The sequence below is a fragment of the Psychrobacter sp. Arc29 genome, from assembly GCF_041431175.1.
Lineage (GTDB): Bacteria > Pseudomonadota > Gammaproteobacteria > Pseudomonadales > Moraxellaceae > Psychrobacter.
Window position 1 is genome coordinate 250036 of the sequence record NZ_JASMRR010000005.1, and the last position, 19333, is coordinate 269368.

The following is a 19333-nucleotide window of genomic DNA, read 5'->3' on the forward strand; positions in this document are numbered from 1 at the left end:
CATTGTGGTTGATGTCAGGTAGAAAGTAGCGGATTGGCTTTCTATCTAACCCTGCCACAGCACTCCATTGCTATGACAGGTCGATCTAATAACAGTCATTAAGAGCGTTGTATTTGTTCAGTGCTCAGTATTTAAGACTCAGTGTTAGTGGGTTTATAGGCCAGTCGTATCTTTTAGTGCATACCACCATGAGCCCATCACTGAATAGGGCACGCGCAGTGCTCGACCACCCGGGAACGGAATCCATGGGATTTGAGCAAAAGTATCAAATTCTTTGGTTTTACCATTAATAGCATCGGCTAGGATTTGTCCGAACAGATGGGAGCCTGTCACGCCATGACCACTATACCCATGGGCGAAAAATACCCGATCGTGCAGCTTGCCCATTTGCGGGACGCGCGAGAACGACAAGGCAAAATTGCCACTCCACGCGTAGTCGATTTTGACATCGCGCAGCTCTGGAAAGATTTTGTTCATATTTGGTCTGATTTTGGCAGTGATATCAGCGGGGTCTTGACCACCGTAGACGGTACCACCGCCGAACAACATGCGTTTGTCTGCCGAGAGACGGTAGTAATCGAGAATATAGCGTACATCTTCGACACAGACGTCGGTGGGTAACAGCTGATCGGCTAAATCACCTAACGGCTCGGTCGCAATGATTTGTGTCGATACAGGCATGACACGGTCAGTCAACTTAGGAATCACTTTATTAAGATAAGCATTACCGCACAGAATCGCTTGTTTACAAGTGACAGAGCCAAACTCAGTGATGACTTTGATAGAGTCATCGCCATACTCAATATCCACTACCAAGGTGTTTTCATATATCGTGCCGCCACCTTGTTCGATAGCCACCGCTTCACCTAGTGCAAGATTTAGTGGGTGCATATGACCACCTGAATGATCAATCACGCCGCCCACATAGGCATCTGATTTGATATGTTCTTGCATGCCTTGCTTGTCTAACATCTCTCTATCATGCATACCGTGGCTTTCCCACAGTGCATGCGTTTCTTGTAAATCTTTTAGCTGTCCGTTGTTTAATGCGGCAAAGATATTCTTTTCTTTGAGATCACAATTGATATCGTAGTCGTTGACAAAACGGCGAATGATTTTGCCGCCGCGAGTCACCAGTTGACCGACGAAGTCTGCGTTTTGTTGACCATAAGACTTTTTAATTTTTTGTAGGCTAGCGTTTAGGCCGTTGACGATTTGCCCGCCATTACGACCTGATGCACCCCAACCAATCTGCGCGCCTTCAAGCACAACGACTTCGTGATCGGTTTCAATCAGATGCAGGGCAGTGGATAGGCCGCTAAAGCCGCCACCGACCACACAGATTTCTACTTGGATGTCATTTTCTAGCGTCGGTCTATCAGGCTTAGGGTTACGACTGGCAGCGTAATAGCTGTCAGGATATTGACCTTTGTCTGAATAGTGCGGGATATTGCGCGTGTTGTTAGACATATTACACATCCTGTAAATAGGTGAGGTATTCAAGGTTGGTGACTTGCTGGGCAAAGCGTTTGGCTTCTTGCTTTTTGACGGCGATCAGCAGCTCAATCATCTCGCTTGGGAATAGCGAATCGATGATATCGCTGCTTTCAAATTTACGAATGGCTGATAGCCAATCTAACGGCAAGGTCTTCAGTTCCGCTTCGTTATAAGTAATGCTATTGACGGGTTCTGGTGCCTCTAACTTGTTTTCGATGCCATATAGCATGCCTGCTAACACGGCACTACAAACCAAGTAAGGGTTGGCATCAGCGCCAGAGACGCGGTGCTCGATACGACGTGCTTTGGTATCGCCACCAGGGATACGTACGGCTGCTGTGCGGTTTTCATAACCCCATGACACATTGTTCGGTGCAAGCGTACCGGGTGTGAAACGGCGATAAGAGTTAACGTGCGGTGCAAACAATAATGTACAGTCCGACATGGTTGTTAGCAGACCAGCGACCGCATGGCGCAAAATCTCTGAACCCTCATCTGTGCCGTTGTCAAAGACGTTGTTGCCGTCTTTATCTAACAAGCTGCAATGCACATGAAAACCGTTGCCAGATTGCAAACCAAAAGGTTTTGCCATAAAAGTGGCGGTGAGCTTACGGCGAGCAGCTACTGCTTTGACGACCTGCTTGAACAAAATCGCATCGTCCGCCGCTTTAAGCGGATCGTTCACGTGTAATAAATTAATCTCAAACTGACCACAACCATTTTCAGCCAACGCCGCATCAACAGGAATATCGAGCTTTTCGCACTGCGCATAGACCTCATCTAAAAACTCATCAAACTGCAATAAATCATTGATGCTCAAAATTGAGGTTTTATTCAGTCTCAGTCCGCTTTTAGGGCGGATAGGCGGTCTTGGCGTTTCCCCTTCGGTATAGTCAACCAAATAAAATTCTAGCTCCGTTGCCATCACTGGGGTCAGACCAAGCGCTTGGAATTTTTTGCTGATGTAATCTAACACATGACGAGCATCGCCGTAGTAAGGCTCATCGTCTTCGGTATAGAGCCAAACGGGCAGTAACGATGAAGGCGCACTGGTATTGAGAAGGGGATAAGCGGCGCGGCCAGTCGGTTTGGCAATCGCATCGATATCGCCATTACACTGAGAAGATTCAATAACATCCGCACCCCAAATATCGACCCCTAAAATCGACATCGGTAGTCGTATCGCGCCTTTTTCTGCTTTTTCCATTTGATCGAAGGGGATGCGCTTACCACGAAGTAAGCCATTGATATCACCTGCTGCAACATAGACATATTCTGTGTTATTTGCAGATTCGACCATTCCATTGGTTGTCATCATATCTATTCTTCCTATGAATTTTAGAGCTATTGGGATTGTGGTTAAGACGGTTATTGCATCTAAGTACGTATGAATCTGTGATGAAAATGGCGATAAATGTTTGATAAAACAGTAATTTATAAGAAAGTGATTATTTGCTGTTTATATTCATTAAGAGGTACTTATCAATCTAATATAGGTATGAAAACTATAGTTGTCAATTTTTATTTAAAATTATCATTAAATCACCCATTTTTCTCTAATTTATGCAAACAAGACCAATTTATATAAAAATATTACTAATATTGAAGTTTATAGTTTACATTTAATCGAATGCTATGGTAAATTTTAGCTAAACAAGGAATCAAACAATATCGCCTGCTAGGCTTCATTGTTATCAATAGGGAAAACGACATGAAAAATTCTAGACCTATCATCGCGATTGTTGCTTGTCACAAGATGGTCGACGGTCAGCCTTCTCAAGCGGTATATCAAAAATATATCGATGCGGTGAATTTTTATGGCGGTAATCCTATATTGCTACCAAGTACAGCCGCTGATGACGAAAATTTCGATGCACTGCTAGCTATTGCAGATGGTATTTTATTGACGGGCAGCTACAGCAATGTTGCGCCAGCACGTTACGGCGCAACGCATATCGAAGCAAAACAAGATTTGGGCCGTGATGAGTTAAGCTTTAAATTACTGGCTTATGCAGACAGAACGGGTACGCCGCTTCTGGCCGTTTGCCGAGGTCTGCAAGAGATGAATGTTTACTTTGAAGGGACTCTGCATCCTGATTGGCGCGAGGTAGAGGGGTTTTATGAGCCGCACTTAGAGGACAGCACGCAACCACTTGAGGTGCAATATCAACCCGTACACGATGTCATTATCCAGCCTGATGGCAGACTTGCGGCTTTCGGTGAAAAATGGCACGTCAACTCCTTACATAAGCAAGCCATCAATAAAGTAGGTGAGTGTTTATTTGTCGAAGCCCTAGCCCCTGATGGCTTGGTAGAAGCCATTAGCTTATTACAACATCCCTTTATGATTGGTGTACAATGGCATCCTGAGTTAAATTATGCACAAGATAACTTGTCCAAATTTCTATTCACGGAATTCATTCACTATGCCAGCACACCCCAAATCGAGTAGCACCACTAAAGATCCGGTAGATATTGACAGCGCTAACACTGATATAGATAAAAGTGTTGATAGCGAGATTGGCAACAGCATTGACGTTGATGTTGCCAGTGATAAAGATATTGATATCGAGGAAGATGATGACATCAGTAGTGATGACGAAGATGAGTTGACAGATTCTGAAACAGATACATCTAGCGACACTGACGAATCGATAGAAGAAGACATCGGTAAAAAAATCAATCAGCTGCGCCTTGCAAAAGGCTACTCGCAGCGTAAATTGGCGAAATTATCAGGGCTGACAAACACTTCTATTAGCTCTATTGAGCGCAATAAGGTGAGTCCCGCCGTAAATACCTTAAAGGCGATTTTGGCAGTGTTAGGTTCTGATTTGACCACGTTTTTTAGTGATGAGTGGAAGGAGCCAAAGGCGAGAGTGATTGTAACGCCAAAGGATTTGCTAGAGCTTAGTGAGCCCAGTAGCAGAGTATCGTTAAAGCAAGTCTATAACTGTAGCGCGACCAGAAACTTAGGGTTTTTGATCGAAACGTATCAGCCGAACAGCTCAACAGAAGAAAGAATTGCTCATGAAGGTGAGGAAATTGGTACAGTTATCGAAGGCAAAATCATTATTCGTATCAATGAGACCACGTATTTGTTAAACGAAGGGGATAGCTATGTGATTGATACCAATCAACCGCATACTTTTATTAATCCTACGGATGGTGTGTCTCGTATTGTCAGTGCACATACACCAATGACTTATTAGGATCGTGTTCTGTAACTTTAAACTGAATACTCATCTTAATACAGATTGAAAATGCCACTTCCGTTGCTGGAAATGGCATTTTTTTTGCTTAATATATCTCATCATAACTGAGATTGGCGTCTGCACAGATAGAGGTAGGCAGTCAGCTTATGACTTTTGATCAGCGTCAGGTACCTCTAATTTGATATCTGCTCTTGTTGTTTCTTCTACTTCTGCTTCATCTTCTATTTCTGGCGATTCCGCTTTGTTTGCTTTTTCTTTGATCAGTTTGACTTTTGGGCGTTTGGGGATGGGTTCGACATGTTTGACCGCCGCACCAAAAGCAGGTTTAGAGGTTTTTTTGAGGCTTCTTTTGATTCTTCGTACCGCGAGCGCATCGGCCTCAGCTTGTTCTTCTGCCAGTGCAGTATCGTACAATCCTTGATATACCGCGAGGGTCTTTTCGATCATCTCACGCATGGTGAATTTGTTGGTCATCTCAGGCCGTGTCACGCTTTCTAATTGATTGCGCACCGCTTTACACAACGAGTTGGCATTGTGTTTTTTGACCAGTCCTTGCGGATAGAGTGGTTGTAGGATTTCGCTAAAGGCGGCCTGATCCCAGCCAATGACAGGAGTGCCCAAATGAATCGCTTGCAGGGCATTAATGCCGATTGATTCTGGCTCGTTGGCAAGTGCCATAACGATATTGGCCGCTGAGAGCCATTCACGCATGTCATTACGCTTGCTACCCACATAAGTAATACGCTCAGCCAATCCCAAACTGTTGGTACGTTGACGAAAGTCTTCATGAGCGACATCACCATCTTTATAATCATCATCCATGATGATGACATGAATATTGGGAAATTGCTCTTGTAAATTGCCCAAGATATCAATCAGCCACTCTTGACCATACTCATTGCCAATGACGGTTGGAAATACGAGCCACTTCTTATGCTCAAGCTCAGGATATTCCGCAAAGGTATGACGCAACCAATAGACCGATGGATTGTGCCGATAAGGATAGCGCCGAGTATCGATGCCGCGGTAGATACGCGTGATGACTTTCGGATCGACTTCTTCACGGCGTAGGCCTTTTTTGAGGTACTGGGTGACGCTATCAGATACAGTGATAATTGTATCGACATTGAGCAGGGCTTGAGAGTATTTATTGATGGGATAAAACCCATACATGGTCGAGACGAGCTTTGGGAAACGTTTGACGCGCGCACGGCGCAATGCTAAATGCAATATCCATGCAGGCGTACGCGAGTGTACATGAATGACATCAGGCTCATACTTCTCAATCAAATGCCGCAGTGCTGAGACTTGCAGTAGTGCTAGCCACGATTTTTTGTTCATGTATAGCTGATGATAGATATTGCCGTCACGCTTGAGGCGTCTGACCAAGTCATTGTTTTCACTGGCACTAGCGACAATAATGGAGGTATGCTCGTTTTTGACCAGTGCGCGCCCAAGATGAAAAATACCGCGCTCGGATTCATCATGCTTCAAAGACGATAGTAAGCGCATAACTTTCATAATAGCGTGGGTCACCGGTTAGTAATATCAAGCTGCTATTGTCAGTTAAAAGCGCTTAAAACTCAACCATCAAGATAAAAAGATAGCGTTAGATATTTAGCTTTTAAAAATAGATAAGCATGACTGTTCTGACTAAAAACTGCCCAAACGTATTTAGCGGCGTTTTTGTAGATGCTCAGCGTTGGGCAATACTTGTTTTTCACTTAAGTATTTCCAATAGCGCTGTGGTAGATACTGTCTATGTAGTTTGGGGTTTTTACGCTCTTTGATATTGACGTTGGTAAAGTAGCCTTGCCAAAACTTTTGATAGCGCTGCTCATCGGGACTATGAATGCTAGCAGGGTTGCGTAGGACAGCATCATCGAGGTCGGTGATGGTTTGAAGGGGTGCAGGACGAGTAGGCGTGCTATTACTTTTATCATAATAAATGCCATAACCACGAGTCAGATCGTAGATCGCCCAGTGTTGATCTTGATAACGCTGACGAAAATGCTCTCCAATCAGTGGCAATACATTAAAATCAGGCTCAACCCGCGCAAAATAAATATCATCAGTGGTGTGCTCAAAGCGTACAAATGCCTCCATGCGATGTTTTTCACGGCCAACAGATTTGACCGTTTGCACCAGCTCAAGCACGTCCAAATTACCCAAATCCTGCATGATCTGACGACTAGGGTAGTCGATGGCATATTTGACCACGCGGAACAAAGTTGTGCCGATGTCGTCCTTTTCTGACAAAAAACCCCATAAGATATTGCGCATACCTGAGCGACCAAGCAAGCTATTTAGCTTAACCAATACGCGCTCTGCGTTATCTGCATCCGTTGCGACGCTAGTCGCTTGCGCGATTAAGGAAGGTACATAACAGTCTTGAGCGGTGAGCTTGAGTGAGTCGTCTTCTTGCAATCGATTGGCATAAACATAAAACACCGCGCTGAGCCAGCCCTCAAAGCTTGGCTCATACAGCACAATGCTGGGCGTTAACTGACCGATAGCGTAAGTGTCGTTTTGCACAAGTGCTGACATGGTTTGTCCTGAAACGATGTGAAATGTATTTTGGCTCGTCATAAAATCTATTTAAGTATTGTCAAATGCTACTGGTGGATATTTTTCTTGCGTGCTGTTCGCATCGCGTGGCAGAGGCTGCAAAAAATATCACCAGTAGCGCTACCTTTTTATTTTATCGATTTTAGATTGATTTATATTTACGACAATGCCAAATTTAAAACAACGCCAGCTGACCACTGCGCTGATCTTTAAACTTGGTCTGAGTTTGCGCCAGTACATACTGACGGAAGTTATCGCGTGTTAAGTGAGCGAGGTGCTCGTTTTTGCCAGTGGTGGCGATAAAATACTTGGCACGGTTGACCGCAGCGCCCATCTTTTTTAGATGATAGAGCGTCAACTGGTTAAATTTGCGCGCTTTGACGATTTTTTTGGCAGTCTTGGTACCGATACCAGGGATACGCACGATCATCTCATAAGTCGCTGTCTGAATATTGACAGGAAAATGCTCGCGATGGCGTATTGCCCAAGCCAGTTTTGGGTCACAGTCTAAGTCCAAAAATGGCGACTCTGGCTCGACAATCTCGTGCGCACCAAACCCATAAAAACGCATTAACCAATCTGCCTGATACAGACGATTCTCTCGTACCATCGGCACAGGCGTTCCAATCGCTGGCAAGCGATTGTCAGAGAGCATCGGTACATAACCTGAGTAGTAGACGCGTTTTAAATCGTAGGTTTTATAAAAGTGACTCGATAGCTGAATCACTTGCAAATCCGTCTCGTTGCTAGCACCGACGATCATTTGACTGGTCTGACCCGCGGGCGTAAATTTAGGCGCTTTTTTATGAGTCTTTCGGCTTTCACGAATGGTGATAATTTCTTCTTTTACTGTTTCCATCGGCGCTTTTAATTGCTCGTGTGATTTTTCTGGCGCCAGTAAAGCCAGTCCTGATTTGGTTGGAATTTCAATATTCACACTCAAGCGATCGGCGTAGAGTCCTGCTTCGAGCAATAGTTCCTTTGACGCGCCGGGTATGGTCTTTAGATGAATATACCCATTAAAGCGCTCGCGAGTACGCAGGATTTTGGCAACTTCGACCAGTCGCTCCATTGTATAGTCGCCACTTTTGAAGATACCAGAGCTAAGAAATAGCCCTTCGATATAGTTACGGCGATAAAACTGCATGGTCAAATCCACGACTTCTTCAACACTAAATGCAGCGCGCGGCGTGTCATTGCTTTTGCGTGAAGTGCAATAAGCGCAATCATAGATGCAATGATTGGTCAAAAGAATTTTCAGCAGGCTGACACAGCGACCATCTTCGGTATAGCTGTGACAGATACCGCTTTTTGAGGCATCGCCTAGACCGCCGCCTTGGTTCTTACGTGTACCAGCAGAGGATGAGCAGGAGACATCATACTTGGCAGCGTCGGCCAAGATATTGAGCTTGCCCTGTAATCTTTCATAATTGATGTTTGCCATAAGTCGGTTATTACCAATTAATTAATGAGTAACCATTTTACCAAAATATGTATTAAGTCATTGTATTTATAAGAAAATTTAAAAAATAACACGACAAATAGTGTCGTATGCGTTAAGAGGTTGTGAACGAGCATACATGCTACTCGATATGACACGCATCAAAAAAGGCCCTGAATATTCAAGACCTTTTGCAAAGTGATACTGTTAAAGATACGTATTTTGTAGTGAGCGAGTTATTTATTGAACCTTGGCACGTATCACGACGGTTTGATTACCATTGGCATTAAGATTTGCTAAGTTCCATTTCAGGCCAGAGTAGTTTTCTTGCACAACAACGGTATTGCCAACTTGCTGGATGGTTTGATAAGTGTCGCCGCCAGTGGTGGCAAACGTTGGTAATGGGCTATTTAACGATACTAGCTGCACGCCGCTTGGCAATGAAACCATAGCATTGATGTCATTAACTGGTTGTGCCGTGGTGTTGGTGTATGTGGTGTGATATTCAATGACATCACCAGGGGCGATATGATTGGCAGGCACCGCAACCTCACGTCCAGCGCCATTTTTCATGATTTTCATGACCTTGGTGTTTGCATTGACGACACCCGGCGTGCTAAAAGTCGGGGTCAATTGCAAGGTATCTAACGTGGTCGTCGTGATTTGATTGGTGACAGGCTGGTTAGTGATGACGGTTGCCGCTGGCGCATTCATAACAGGCAACTGAGTAGCAGTGGCAACAGGCAGGACTTGTGTTACGGTGCTAACTGGCGCCGTGACGACGTCTACCTTGGTGACGCTATTGGTCATTCGATTTGTGACCGGTACGCTAGTGACGGTTGCGCTTCCTTGAACCACAGGAGACTGGCGAACGACATAGCGCGGCACAGTCGTCACTTGTGTCACGGCATAAGGCATGCCATCTTGCATGGTGATACCGTTTGGTGTCGCAGTAATAGTGGCTGTTTGGCCATTAGAATATTGTTCAACTACCGTCGTGCTACCACCAGCAGATGAGCTGATCGCGATCTCAGGCGCAGCATGGGCTGAGGATGCAAGCACCATACCTGCGAGTATTGCAGATACTGTGGTGGTTAGTGCTGATGGTGCATAAGACTTCATGGTCATAATAGACTCCTTAACAGTATCAATAAAAAAGCAGCAATAAGTAAAACAGCAATAATTAACGTCTAAACAAGCAAAACCCCCGCTAAATGACACCAAAAAGTATGCCAAATAACGAGGGTGTTAGTACTGACGATAGTCGGTGTCTATAATCAGACAATCATTATTTTGAGTAAAAGTGCTTCAGTATAAATTTACATCGATATTACGGGGTAATATCACCTGATATAAAAATTACGATGCACTAAAAACTCAAATAATTATGCGCCAAAATAAATCATGTATAAAAGCTGCATTGTGTAACCGAAACGGTATAAATGCTATCAATACGTAATGCTGCTTATATCCATGTTATTGGGTAGCGAGTAGCCAGCCGTCTCTGTCACTGTCAAATATGTTTGCTATTTAAGAGCACTATTATTCAAAGAGCTATTATTCAAAGAGCCTTTCATCCAGCATTGAAAGCATCACGCCTACGGATGATCAGAAATAGCGAGTCTTATTAGTCGTAAATAACTTTCATCACTTCGTATTCCACCACGCCCTTTGGCGTTTCGATACGTACTTCATCGCCTTCAAACTTACCGATGAGGCCACGAGCGATCGGTGAATTGACTGAGATTTTGCCAGCCTTGAAATCGGCTTCATCATCGCCGACGATTTTGTACTGTTTTTCTTCTTTAGTGTCCATGTTTTCGATTATGACGCTGACGCCAAACACGATACGACCTTCTTTTGGCAATGTTGAAGGATCGATGACTTGTGCGCCGCCAAGTTTCGCTTCGATATCACGGATACGTGCTTCACAAAAACCTTGTTGTTCGCGAGCAGCATGGTATTCAGCGTTCTCTTTTAAATCGCCATGTTCACGCGCTTCAGCAATTGATGCTGTGATACGTGGACGGTCGACACTTTTTAACTGTTTTAATTCGGCTTCTAAAGCCGCATGTCCTTGCGGAGTCATTGGGTAACGTTGCATGTTTTTTCCTTAAACCAATAACACCACACCACCTCATAATGAGATGGTGTCAGTGTTGTTGCAATGGATATAAAATATAAAAGAATGATAATTAAGATGTTGTAATAAGTAAGTTGGCTATCATTTATGAGTGTGTCTCACCTCAATTCAAGCATAGCCACACTTAAACTTAAGTAACAAAAAGCATAGTCGCAATATTGCCACTATGCTTTTTAGGTCTATCACGGTAAAGGCGTCACTCTCTGGCAGCGCTTGATTGTATTTAGCAATGCTGCTATGAGCGATTAGGCAAGCCTAATGGTTATGCTTAATCTACTGAAATTATTCTACCAAGTCAATAGAGCTAGCCAATAGACTTTGCTTGCTCGTGCAAATCTTGTAACTTATAGACATCAAACGGTAAGTCGATCGCGTAAGATTTACAAACAGCATCTGCCGCACCTAGTGTCGTGACATAGAAGACTTTGCCCTGTAGCGCACTGCGGCGAATAGAGAACGAATCCTCTTGTGCCTGCTTGCCTTCAGTTGTGTTGATGATAAGGTCAATTTTGCCGTTTTTCAAGGCGTCAACGATATGCGGGCGACCTTCAGTGACCTTGTTGATTTGCTGACATTTGATACCAGCGTCGCTCAATACCTTTTGCGTGCCAGTCGTTGTGACTATTTTGAAACCAAAGTCTACCAATTGACGAGCGATTGGAGCGATTTGTGCTTTGTCACTGTCACGTACTGAGATAAAGACGGTCTTAGTCTCGCCTTCAGTAGGTAGACCTGGCAGACGCTCGTTACTACCGATGATGGCTTTGTAGAAGGCTTCGCCAAAGGTCTTGCCCACGCCCATGACTTCGCCTGTTGATTTCATCTCAGGACTCAAGATTGGGTCAACACCTGGGAACTTAGCAAATGGGAATACTGCTTCTTTGACCGCATAAAATGCTGGAACAATCTCAGTCGTGAAGCCTTGGTCTTTGAGCGAGGTGCCAGCCATACAGCGAGCCGCAACCTGTGCTAGTGAGGTACCGATACATTTAGAGACAAACGGTACGGTACGTGCAGCACGTGGGTTCACCTCCAAAATGTATACCGTTTCGCCTTTGACCGCGAACTGTACATTCATCAAACCGACAACGCCAAGCTCTTTTGCCATGGCGACCGTTTGCGCGCGCATCACATCACATAACTCTTTAGATAGCGAGTATGGTGGCAATGAACATGCTGAGTCACCTGAGTGGACACCCGCCTGTTCGATATGCTGCATGATACCGCCGATGACGACATCAGTACCGTCACATACACAATCCACATCAACTTCGATGGCATCATCTAAGAAGCGATCAAGTAGGACAGGCGCTTCGTTCGAGGCTTGTACCGCGGTACGTAGGTAATGTCTTAGCTCGTCTTCGTTGTAGACGATTTCCATCGCGCGGCCACCTAACACATAAGATGGACGTACAACCAATGGATAACCCACGTCTTTTGCTTTAACCAAGCCATCTTCCAAGCTCGTTGCTAAGGCGTTTGATGGCTGTACTAGGTTGAGCTGTTGAATCATGTGCTGGAAGCGCTCACGGTCTTCCGCGCGGTCGATTGCATCAGGGCTAGTACCGATGATTTTTACGCCCGCAGATTCTAACGCGCGCGCCAGTTTCAATGGCGTTTGACCACCGAACTGCACAATCACACCGTCTGGGTTTTCGATACGGACGATTTCTAGCACGTCTTCTAATGTGATTGGCTCAAAGTATAGACGGTCAGAGGTGTCATAATCAGTTGAAACCGTTTCAGGGTTACAGTTGACCATAATGGTTTCATAGCCGTCTTCACGCATGGCGAGCGCTGCGTGTACACAGCAGTAATCAAACTCGATACCTTGGCCAATACGGTTCGGCCCGCCACCGATAACCATGATCTTTTTCTTGTCAGTTGGGTTGGCTTCACATTCGCTATCGTAGGTTGAGTACATATAAGCCGTGCTGGTCGCAAACTCTGCCGCACAGGTATCGACACGCTTATACACGGGATAAACGTTTAGATCCCAACGCTTTTTGCGTAGTTGCTTCTGTGACACGCCTAGCAATTTAGCCAAACGTAAATCTGACAAACCTTTACGCTTAAAGCTGCGTAGATTTTTCTCGTTCAAACCACCAAAGCCGAGTGATTTCACGGTGGCTTCGGTTTTCACGATATCTTCGATTTGTACCAAGAACCATGGGTCAATCTTGGTGAAGTTGAACACCTCATCGACACTCATACCAACGCGGAAGGCATCAGCGATATAGTAGATGCGATCAGGGGTTGGAATCGTTAGACGATTGATAATCTCGCTACGAGCCTTCTCAGCACTGACTTTTGATAAATCAACTTGCTCATCAAAACCATCCGCGCCAGTTTCCATACCGCGTAGTGCTTTTTGCATCGACTCTTGGAAGTTACGACCAATCGCCATGACTTCACCGACCGATTTCATCTGAGTCGATAGGATATTGTCCGCTTGTGGGAATTTTTCAAAGTTGAAACGCGGTATCTTGGTAACGACATAATCAAGCGCAGGCTCAAAGCTGGCTGGCGTTTTGCCACCCGTGATGTCATTTTGCAATTCATCTAGCGTGTAACCAATTGCCAGTTTTGCTGCGATTTTGGCAATCGGGAAACCAGTCGCTTTTGAGGCTAGGGCAGATGAGCGTGATACACGTGGGTTCATCTCGATGACGACCATGCGGCCCGTATCAGGGTTGATACCGAACTGTACGTTTGAGCCGCCTGTTTCTACACCGATCTCACGCAGTACCGCGAGCGATGCGTTACGCATGATTTGGTATTCTTTATCAGTCAATGTCTGCGCAGGGGCTACGGTGATTGAGTCACCAGTATGTACACCCATTGGGTCAAAGTTTTCGATGGCACAGATGATGATGCAGTTGTCGTTTTTGTCACGAACCACTTCCATCTCGTACTCTTTCCAACCGATGAGTGACTCATCGATAAGTAGCTGATGGTTTGGTGACAGATCAAAACCGCGCTCACAAATCTCGATGAACTCATCGCGGTTATACGCGATACCGCCGCCTGAACCGCCCATGGTGAATGAGGGACGAATGATACAGGGATAGCCCATCTTTTCTTGGGTAGCAAAAGCTTCTTCCATCGTTTCAGCTGTTTCAGCGCGTGGGCACTCAAGGCCGATACGTTTCATCGCCTTGTCAAATAAGTCGCGATCTTCTGCCATTTCGATCGAGTCTTTGGTGGCACCAATCAGCTCGCAGTCGTACTTAGTCAATACGCCATGCTTATCTAGGTCTAGCGCACAGTTGAGCGCGGTCTGTCCGCCCATGGTTGGCAAGATCGCATCAGGACGCTCTTTGGCAATGATTTGTTCAACCGTCTGCCACGTGATCGGCTCGATATAGGTGGCATCTGCCATGACAGGATCGGTCATGATGGTCGCAGGGTTTGAGTTGACCAAGATGACACGGTAGCCTTCTTCTTTTAGTGCTTTACACGCCTGTGCGCCTGAATAGTCAAACTCACACGCTTGGCCGATGACGATGGGGCCGGCGCCAATGATAAGAATGCTTTTTATGTCGGTACGTTTTGGCATAGTTAGAGCTACCTTCGTTTGATGATATTTTAAGTAATCTTTATTTTTAATAACGCTTATGGCGTTTTATACTTACAATGCGTTGTTACAGTACTGCTCAAACCGCTTTTAGCGATTCAAGCATTGACTTATTATCAAGTTATAATGAACCGTTAAGCTTGAGCAGTTTTAGCCGCTTCCATCATCTCAGCAAACTTATCAAACAATGGCGCGCAGTCATGTGGGCCAGGGCTGGCTTCTGGGTGACCTTGAAAGCTAAAGACAGGCTTATTGGTTAGCTCGATACCTTGGTTAGTACCATCAAAAAGTGAGCGATGGGTCGATTTGACATTGTCAGGTAGCGTGTCTTCATCAACGGCAAAGCCATGGTTTTGACTGGTGATCATCACTGTGCCAGTGGCTAGATCTTGTACCGGATGGTTGGCACCATGATGGCCCGTTTTCATTTTGATCGTATTAGCACCGCTGGCAAGACCAATCAGCTGATGACCGAGGCAAATACCAAACGTTGGCACGTCTGTTTCTTCAATAATGTGACGTACACTATCGATCGCGTAATCACAAGCTGCAGGATCACCAGGACCGTTTGATAAGAAAATACCGTCTGGGTTCATTGCTAGCACGTCTGCGATAGGCGTCTGTGCTGGGACAACCGTTACGTGACAACCGCGGTCGACGAGCATACGTAAGATATTGGTTTTGCTACCGAAGTCATAAGCGACGACGTTGAATTTGGCATCGATATGAGTGCCGAGCTGCTTAAAGAAGCCGCCAGTACCACTGTCATGGCTACCTGCCACGTCACGGTTGAGTAGGGTGTCTGACAGATCCCATGTGCCTGCTGTCCATTCAAAGCTTTCTGTCGTGCAGCATTCTTTTGCCAAGTCCATGCCCTTTAGGCCTGCAAATCCTTGTGCCAGCTCAATCGCTTTTTGCTCATCTTCAACGCTGATCGTCTCGCCATCTGATGCGGTCATGATACAGCCGTTTTGTGCACCTTTATCACGCAATAGGCGTGTCAATTGACGGGTATCAATTTCAGCGATAGCGATGGTATTGTTACGTCGTAAGTAGTCGCTAAGTGACTCTGAGTTACGGAAGTTAGAGGTTGCCATAGTAGCGTCACGGATGATGAGACCGTCTGCCCATACTTTGTGACCGTTACCAGACTCGGTATCCTCGGCATTGGTGCCTGTATTACCGATATGCGGATAAGTTAGGGTGACCAGCTGTCGCGCATAACTTGGATCGGTTAGAATTTCTTGATACCCTGTCATGGCGGTATTAAATACCACTTCACCAACACGATGACCTAGGCTGCCGATACTGACACCGCGAAAAATTGTACCGTCTGCTAGTGCCAAAATTGCTTGTGTTTCTACCGATGAATTCAAGGATTGCCTCCGCTATTATTGGTGAGTGCCATCATGTTTCGCGGAAGTAGTATTTCTCTGTATCCTTTTATTTATAGTACCTGAAGACTGTCAGATAAAGAAAATAAAAGGACGATACACAAAAATTTTCCACAAAAAAGCGAGAAGACATTATTGATGAAAACTACAAAACCCACTAGATAGTGAATAGGTAACTTGCATCATGTCCGCTCGCTTAGGCACAGATTTTGCGTATTATATACAAAATAGTGAGTTATGGCTAGCCGATTTATTGGATTAATAGTCATTATATAGGTAATAGCTGATCCTTTATAAAAAGCTGCAATAAAAGCTGCAATCTATTAAAAAATAGCCTAAGCAAGAGTATGATAGTTTTGATTATCCTGATATTCATCAGCCATTAATAGCGCTAGATTTTCGCAGTTGGCTTTGTCACAATGGACAACGCAGCGCTAGACCCAATTTTTATGATCGTTTGTTATAACAATAATGAAGATGACAAGGAATCGTTATGATTTATCAATATTTAGACAAAACCCCTGAGTTTGCCGTACCGTTCAACGGCTGGGTTGCTGACTCGGCGCAAGTGATGGGCGATGTGTATCTAGGTCATCAGGCCAATATTTGGTTCGGTGCGGTGATACGCGGTGACAACGATCGTATCCATATCGGTGATTATAGTAATGTACAAGAAAACAGTGTGATTCACACTGATGCAGGTATCAAAGTGACTATCGGTAATTACGTGACTATCGGTCATCTGGCGATGCTACATGGTTGCGAGGTCGGTGATAATAGCTTGATTGGTATCGGTGCTGTGGTACTCAATAGTGTCAAGATTGGTAAAAACTGTCTGATAGGGGCGAAAGCCTTAATTACTGAAGGTCAGGTTATTCCTGATAACTCGCTAGTGATGGGCGCACCTGCCAAAGTCGTTAAGACGCTAACCGATGAGCAAGCTGCGATGCTAAAAATGTCAGCGCTGCACTATGCTGAGCGTTGCCAAAAATTCAAAACTGGTTTAACAGAAGTAGCAATACCTGATTAAGGTTAGATAGACTTGTCTCCCACGTTTTGTACCTTTTTATTAAATACTTCATATTTTTTCGCAACCAACGATAAGGTCTCACCATGCAGACAAATCAAGCACAAACACAACAAAAACAACTGGCATTATTTGACTTAGATCATACCTTACTGGATGTCGATAGCGATTATCTCTGGGGCGAGTATATTGTCAAGCATGACCTTGTCGATGAGGCGCAGTACCGTACGGCCAATCAAAAATTTTATAATGACTATATCGAAGGGACGTTAGACGCAACAGAGTACAATGAATTTGTCGCGCAGTTTTTGAGCAGTCTGCCTCTTGATAGACTTGACGAGCTAAGAGAGGACTACATCAAAAGCGAGATCGAGCCACATATTCGCCCAAAAGCGATGGAAGCGTTGTGCCAGCATATTGAGAAAGGGCACGATGTGGTAATTATTTCTGCGACCAACGACTTTGTGGTGTCCGCCATTGCCAAACGTTTTGGCGTTGAGTCAGCCAATGTATTGGCAACGCCGCTCGAGATCAAAGATGATCGCTATACAGGTAAGCTCACTGACAGACCAAACTTTCAAGCAGGCAAAATATATCATCTAGATAAATGGCTCAATAAGCAGCAAGCCGTTGGCATCACCTTTGAAAAAACCTATGCCTATTCAGATTCCAAAAACGATATTCCACTGCTCGAATGGGCTGATGTGGCTGTTTGTGTATCGCCTGATGATGCGCTACATGCTCATGCCTTGGCACATCGCTGGGCAGTAGAAGACTGGTCAATCTAGATTGCTTAATCTAGTAATAGTAGGAACAAGAATAATTAGACAACCATTTATGCTTAATCTCATTTAAAATAGCGCCACATTTGTTATTTATTTTTTTAGAAAAACAGGAACACTTATGGAAATCAATCCGTATCAAGAACAGATTAAAGATTTATCCGAGCGCGGGCAGGATTTGCGGAGGTATCTTTGACTTCGATGGTAAGCAAGAACGTTTAGAAGAAGTTAATTTAGAGTTAGAAAATCCTGAGCTGTGGAATGACCCAGAGCGTGCTACCAAGATTAATAAAGAAAAAAGCCACCTTGATGGTGTCATCGATGTGGTGGTCTCTCTTGAAACCACGCTAGAAGATGCGTCCGCCATGCTAGAGCTGGCAGTAGAGGCAGAAGATGAGTCGTTGCTGGCTGACGTGCAAAGCGAGCTAGATGATGCCGAGCAGCGCGTGGCTGATCTAGAGTTCCGCCGTATGTTCAGCGGCGAGATGGATCCAAACAACTGCTACTTAGATATCCAATCAGGCAGTGGTGGCACCGAAGCGCAAGATTGGGCGGAGATGCTACTGCGTATGTATACACGCTGGGCTGAAGCGCACGGCTTTAAGGTAGACGTGATTGAAGTGTCTGCTGGCAGCGTCGCGGGTATCAAGTCGGCAACGATCGAGATCAAAGGCGACTACGCGTTTGGTTGGTTGCGTACTGAGATTGGTGTCCATCGTTTGGTACGTAAGTCACCATTTGATAGCAACAATGGTCGTCATACCTCGTTTGCAGCGGTGTTTGTCTCGCCTGAAATTGATGATAATGTCGATATCGACATCAATCCTGCTGACTTGCGCATTGATACCTATCGCTCATCTGGTGCGGGCGGTCAGCACGTCAACACGACTGATTCTGCGGTACGTATTACCCATGAGCCATCAGGCGTAGTCGTGACCTGTCAGAATGAGCGTAGTCAGCACGGTAACAAAGCGACGGCGATGAAGATGCTACGTGCTAAGCTCTACGAGCTTGAGATGCAAAAACGTATGGAAAAACAACAAGCGGTTGAAGACAACAAGTCTGATGTCGGTTGGGGCAGCCAGATTCGCTCGTACGTGCTTGATGATTCTCGTATTAAGGATCTGCGTACGGGTGTTGAAACCTTTAACACCGGCGCTGTACTCGATGGCGACCTCGATCAGTTTATCGAAGCCAGTCTAAAAGCAGGTCTATAAAATAGAATTCAAATACCAACTAACATGTAATTAAGGAAGATTATGCCAAGCGTAAATAATTATTTTGATGACAAAGTGACCTCCATTGCTTTTCAAACAGCAACCAAGCCTGCCACTGTCGGTGTTATGGAAAGCGGTGAGTATGAATTTGGCACCAGTGAGTTTGAGACCATGAGTGTGGTGAGCGGTGCATTGACGGTTAAGCTACCAGAGAGTGATGAGTGGCAAACGTTTAATGCTGGCGAGCAATTTACCGTTGAAGCTAACAAAAAGTTTCAAGTAAAAGTAGACATCGAAACGGCTTATTTATGCCTGTACGGCAAATAATTACTTTTATATTAAAGTAGTATAAAAACAAAAAAAGCCAAGTATTTGATACTTGGCTTTTTTTTGTGGACTGTCCCGTCCTGAAATAAGTTTACGAAAAAGGAGCTTATTCATGGACAAGTTAGAGACTACAAGGGCTAAGCGTACG

Annotated in this window: 15 protein-coding genes; 6 read left to right on the forward strand and 9 right to left on the reverse strand. The window is 44.9% G+C overall.

The features are described from left to right. Positions 1-153: 153 nt before the first annotated feature. Entirely contained in the window at positions 154-1470 is a 1317-nt protein-coding gene (locus QO189_RS09135; RefSeq protein WP_371532492.1) for an NAD(P)/FAD-dependent oxidoreductase, read from the reverse strand. A 1-nt stretch (position 1471) separates the two neighbouring features. Next, positions 1472-2815, reverse strand: coding sequence for a glutamine synthetase family protein (locus QO189_RS09140; protein WP_371532493.1), 1344 nt, complete (start codon positions 2813-2815; stop codon positions 1472-1474). 393 nt (positions 2816-3208) lie between these two features. Between QO189_RS09140 and QO189_RS09145 the strand changes: the two genes are divergently transcribed. Next, positions 3209-3949 (forward strand): gamma-glutamyl-gamma-aminobutyrate hydrolase family protein, encoded by a 741-nt coding sequence (locus tag QO189_RS09145; protein WP_371532494.1) that lies wholly within the window; start codon positions 3209-3211, stop codon positions 3947-3949. Next, a complete protein-coding gene (locus QO189_RS09150; RefSeq protein WP_371532495.1) occupies positions 3924-4706 on the forward strand; it encodes a cupin domain-containing protein in 783 nt (260 codons plus the stop codon). The genes QO189_RS09145 and QO189_RS09150 overlap by 26 nt, the downstream gene beginning before the upstream one ends. 147 nt (positions 4707-4853) lie before the next feature. Here the strand turns inward: QO189_RS09150 and QO189_RS09155 are convergent, their stop codons facing one another. The 7 genes from QO189_RS09155 to carA form a co-directional block, all read right to left on the reverse strand. Then, a complete protein-coding gene (locus QO189_RS09155; RefSeq protein WP_371532496.1) occupies positions 4854-6230 on the reverse strand; it encodes a glycosyltransferase in 1377 nt (458 codons plus the stop codon). Between the two features lie 153 nt (positions 6231-6383). After that, on the reverse strand, positions 6384-7256 hold the full coding sequence (locus tag QO189_RS09160) for a TIGR03915 family putative DNA repair protein (RefSeq protein WP_371532497.1): 873 nt from the start codon (positions 7254-7256) through the stop codon (positions 6384-6386). Positions 7257-7452: 196 nt separating this feature from the next. Then, positions 7453-8721, reverse strand: coding sequence for a putative DNA modification/repair radical SAM protein (locus QO189_RS09165; protein WP_371532498.1), 1269 nt, complete (start codon positions 8719-8721; stop codon positions 7453-7455). A gap of 237 nt (positions 8722-8958) precedes the next feature. After that, complete coding sequence (locus QO189_RS09170; protein WP_371532499.1) at positions 8959-9846, reverse strand: hypothetical protein; 888 nt, start codon at positions 9844-9846, stop codon at positions 8959-8961. Positions 9847-10345: 499 nt separating this feature from the next. Next, positions 10346-10822, reverse strand: a complete 477-nt coding sequence (gene greA / locus QO189_RS09175) for a transcription elongation factor GreA (RefSeq protein ID WP_371532500.1) — start codon at positions 10820-10822, stop codon at positions 10346-10348. A 343-nt stretch (positions 10823-11165) separates the two neighbouring features. Further along, positions 11166-14420 (reverse strand): carbamoyl-phosphate synthase large subunit, encoded by a 3255-nt coding sequence (gene carB / locus QO189_RS09180; protein ID WP_371532501.1) that lies wholly within the window; start codon positions 14418-14420, stop codon positions 11166-11168. 152 nt (positions 14421-14572) lie between these two features. Next, the gene (gene carA / locus QO189_RS09185) at positions 14573-15814 is read right to left on the reverse strand and encodes a glutamine-hydrolyzing carbamoyl-phosphate synthase small subunit (RefSeq protein WP_371532502.1); all 1242 of its coding nucleotides are present in this window, start codon (positions 15812-15814) and stop codon (positions 14573-14575) included. Positions 15815-16325: 511 nt separating this feature from the next. Between carA and QO189_RS09190 the strand changes: the two genes are divergently transcribed. From QO189_RS09190 to QO189_RS09205, 4 genes are all read left to right on the forward strand, one after another. Beyond that, positions 16326-16862 carry a gamma carbonic anhydrase family protein gene (locus QO189_RS09190; protein WP_371532503.1) on the forward strand — a complete coding sequence of 179 codons (537 nt, stop codon included), beginning with the start codon at positions 16326-16328 and terminating at the stop codon, positions 16860-16862. An 83-nt stretch (positions 16863-16945) separates the two neighbouring features. After that, on the forward strand, positions 16946-17647 hold the full coding sequence (locus tag QO189_RS09195) for an HAD family hydrolase (protein ID WP_371532504.1): 702 nt from the start codon (positions 16946-16948) through the stop codon (positions 17645-17647). Positions 17648-17762: 115 nt separating this feature from the next. After that, a protein-coding gene (gene prfB / locus QO189_RS09200; protein ID WP_371532505.1) for a peptide chain release factor 2 occupies positions 17763-18858 on the forward strand; the annotation gives its coding sequence in 2 pieces (ribosomal slippage) (positions 17763-17834 and positions 17836-18858; 1095 coding nt in all). A gap of 42 nt (positions 18859-18900) precedes the next feature. Continuing rightward, complete coding sequence (locus QO189_RS09205) at positions 18901-19185, forward strand: pyrimidine/purine nucleoside phosphorylase (RefSeq protein ID WP_371532506.1); 285 nt, start codon at positions 18901-18903, stop codon at positions 19183-19185. Positions 19186-19333 lie beyond the last annotated feature (148 nt).

Bases quoted from the DNA above. Each gene is read 5' to 3' on its own strand.
- QO189_RS09145 (WP_371532494.1), top strand. From the start codon at position 3,209: ATGAAAAATTCTAGACCTATCATCGCGATTGTTGCTTGTCACAAGATG.
- QO189_RS09160 (WP_371532497.1), bottom strand. From the start codon at position 7,256: ATGTCAGCACTTGTGCAAAACGACACTTACGCTATCGGTCAGTTAACG.
- QO189_RS09150 (WP_371532495.1), top strand. From the start codon at position 3,924: ATGCCAGCACACCCCAAATCGAGTAGCACCACTAAAGATCCGGTAGAT.
- QO189_RS09190 (WP_371532503.1), top strand. From the start codon at position 16,326: ATGATTTATCAATATTTAGACAAAACCCCTGAGTTTGCCGTACCGTTC.
- QO189_RS09135 (WP_371532492.1), bottom strand. From the start codon at position 1,470: ATGTCTAACAACACGCGCAATATCCCGCACTATTCAGACAAAGGTCAA.
- QO189_RS09140 (WP_371532493.1), bottom strand. From the start codon at position 2,815: ATGATGACAACCAATGGAATGGTCGAATCTGCAAATAACACAGAATAT.
- QO189_RS09205 (WP_371532506.1), top strand. From the start codon at position 18,901: ATGCCAAGCGTAAATAATTATTTTGATGACAAAGTGACCTCCATTGCT.
- carB (WP_371532501.1), bottom strand. From the start codon at position 14,420: ATGCCAAAACGTACCGACATAAAAAGCATTCTTATCATTGGCGCCGGC.
- QO189_RS09155 (WP_371532496.1), bottom strand. From the start codon at position 6,230: ATGAAAGTTATGCGCTTACTATCGTCTTTGAAGCATGATGAATCCGAG.
- QO189_RS09195 (WP_371532504.1), top strand. From the start codon at position 16,946: ATGCAGACAAATCAAGCACAAACACAACAAAAACAACTGGCATTATTT.
- greA (WP_371532500.1), bottom strand. From the start codon at position 10,822: ATGCAACGTTACCCAATGACTCCGCAAGGACATGCGGCTTTAGAAGCC.
- QO189_RS09170 (WP_371532499.1), bottom strand. From the start codon at position 9,846: ATGACCATGAAGTCTTATGCACCATCAGCACTAACCACCACAGTATCT.
- QO189_RS09165 (WP_371532498.1), bottom strand. From the start codon at position 8,721: ATGGCAAACATCAATTATGAAAGATTACAGGGCAAGCTCAATATCTTG.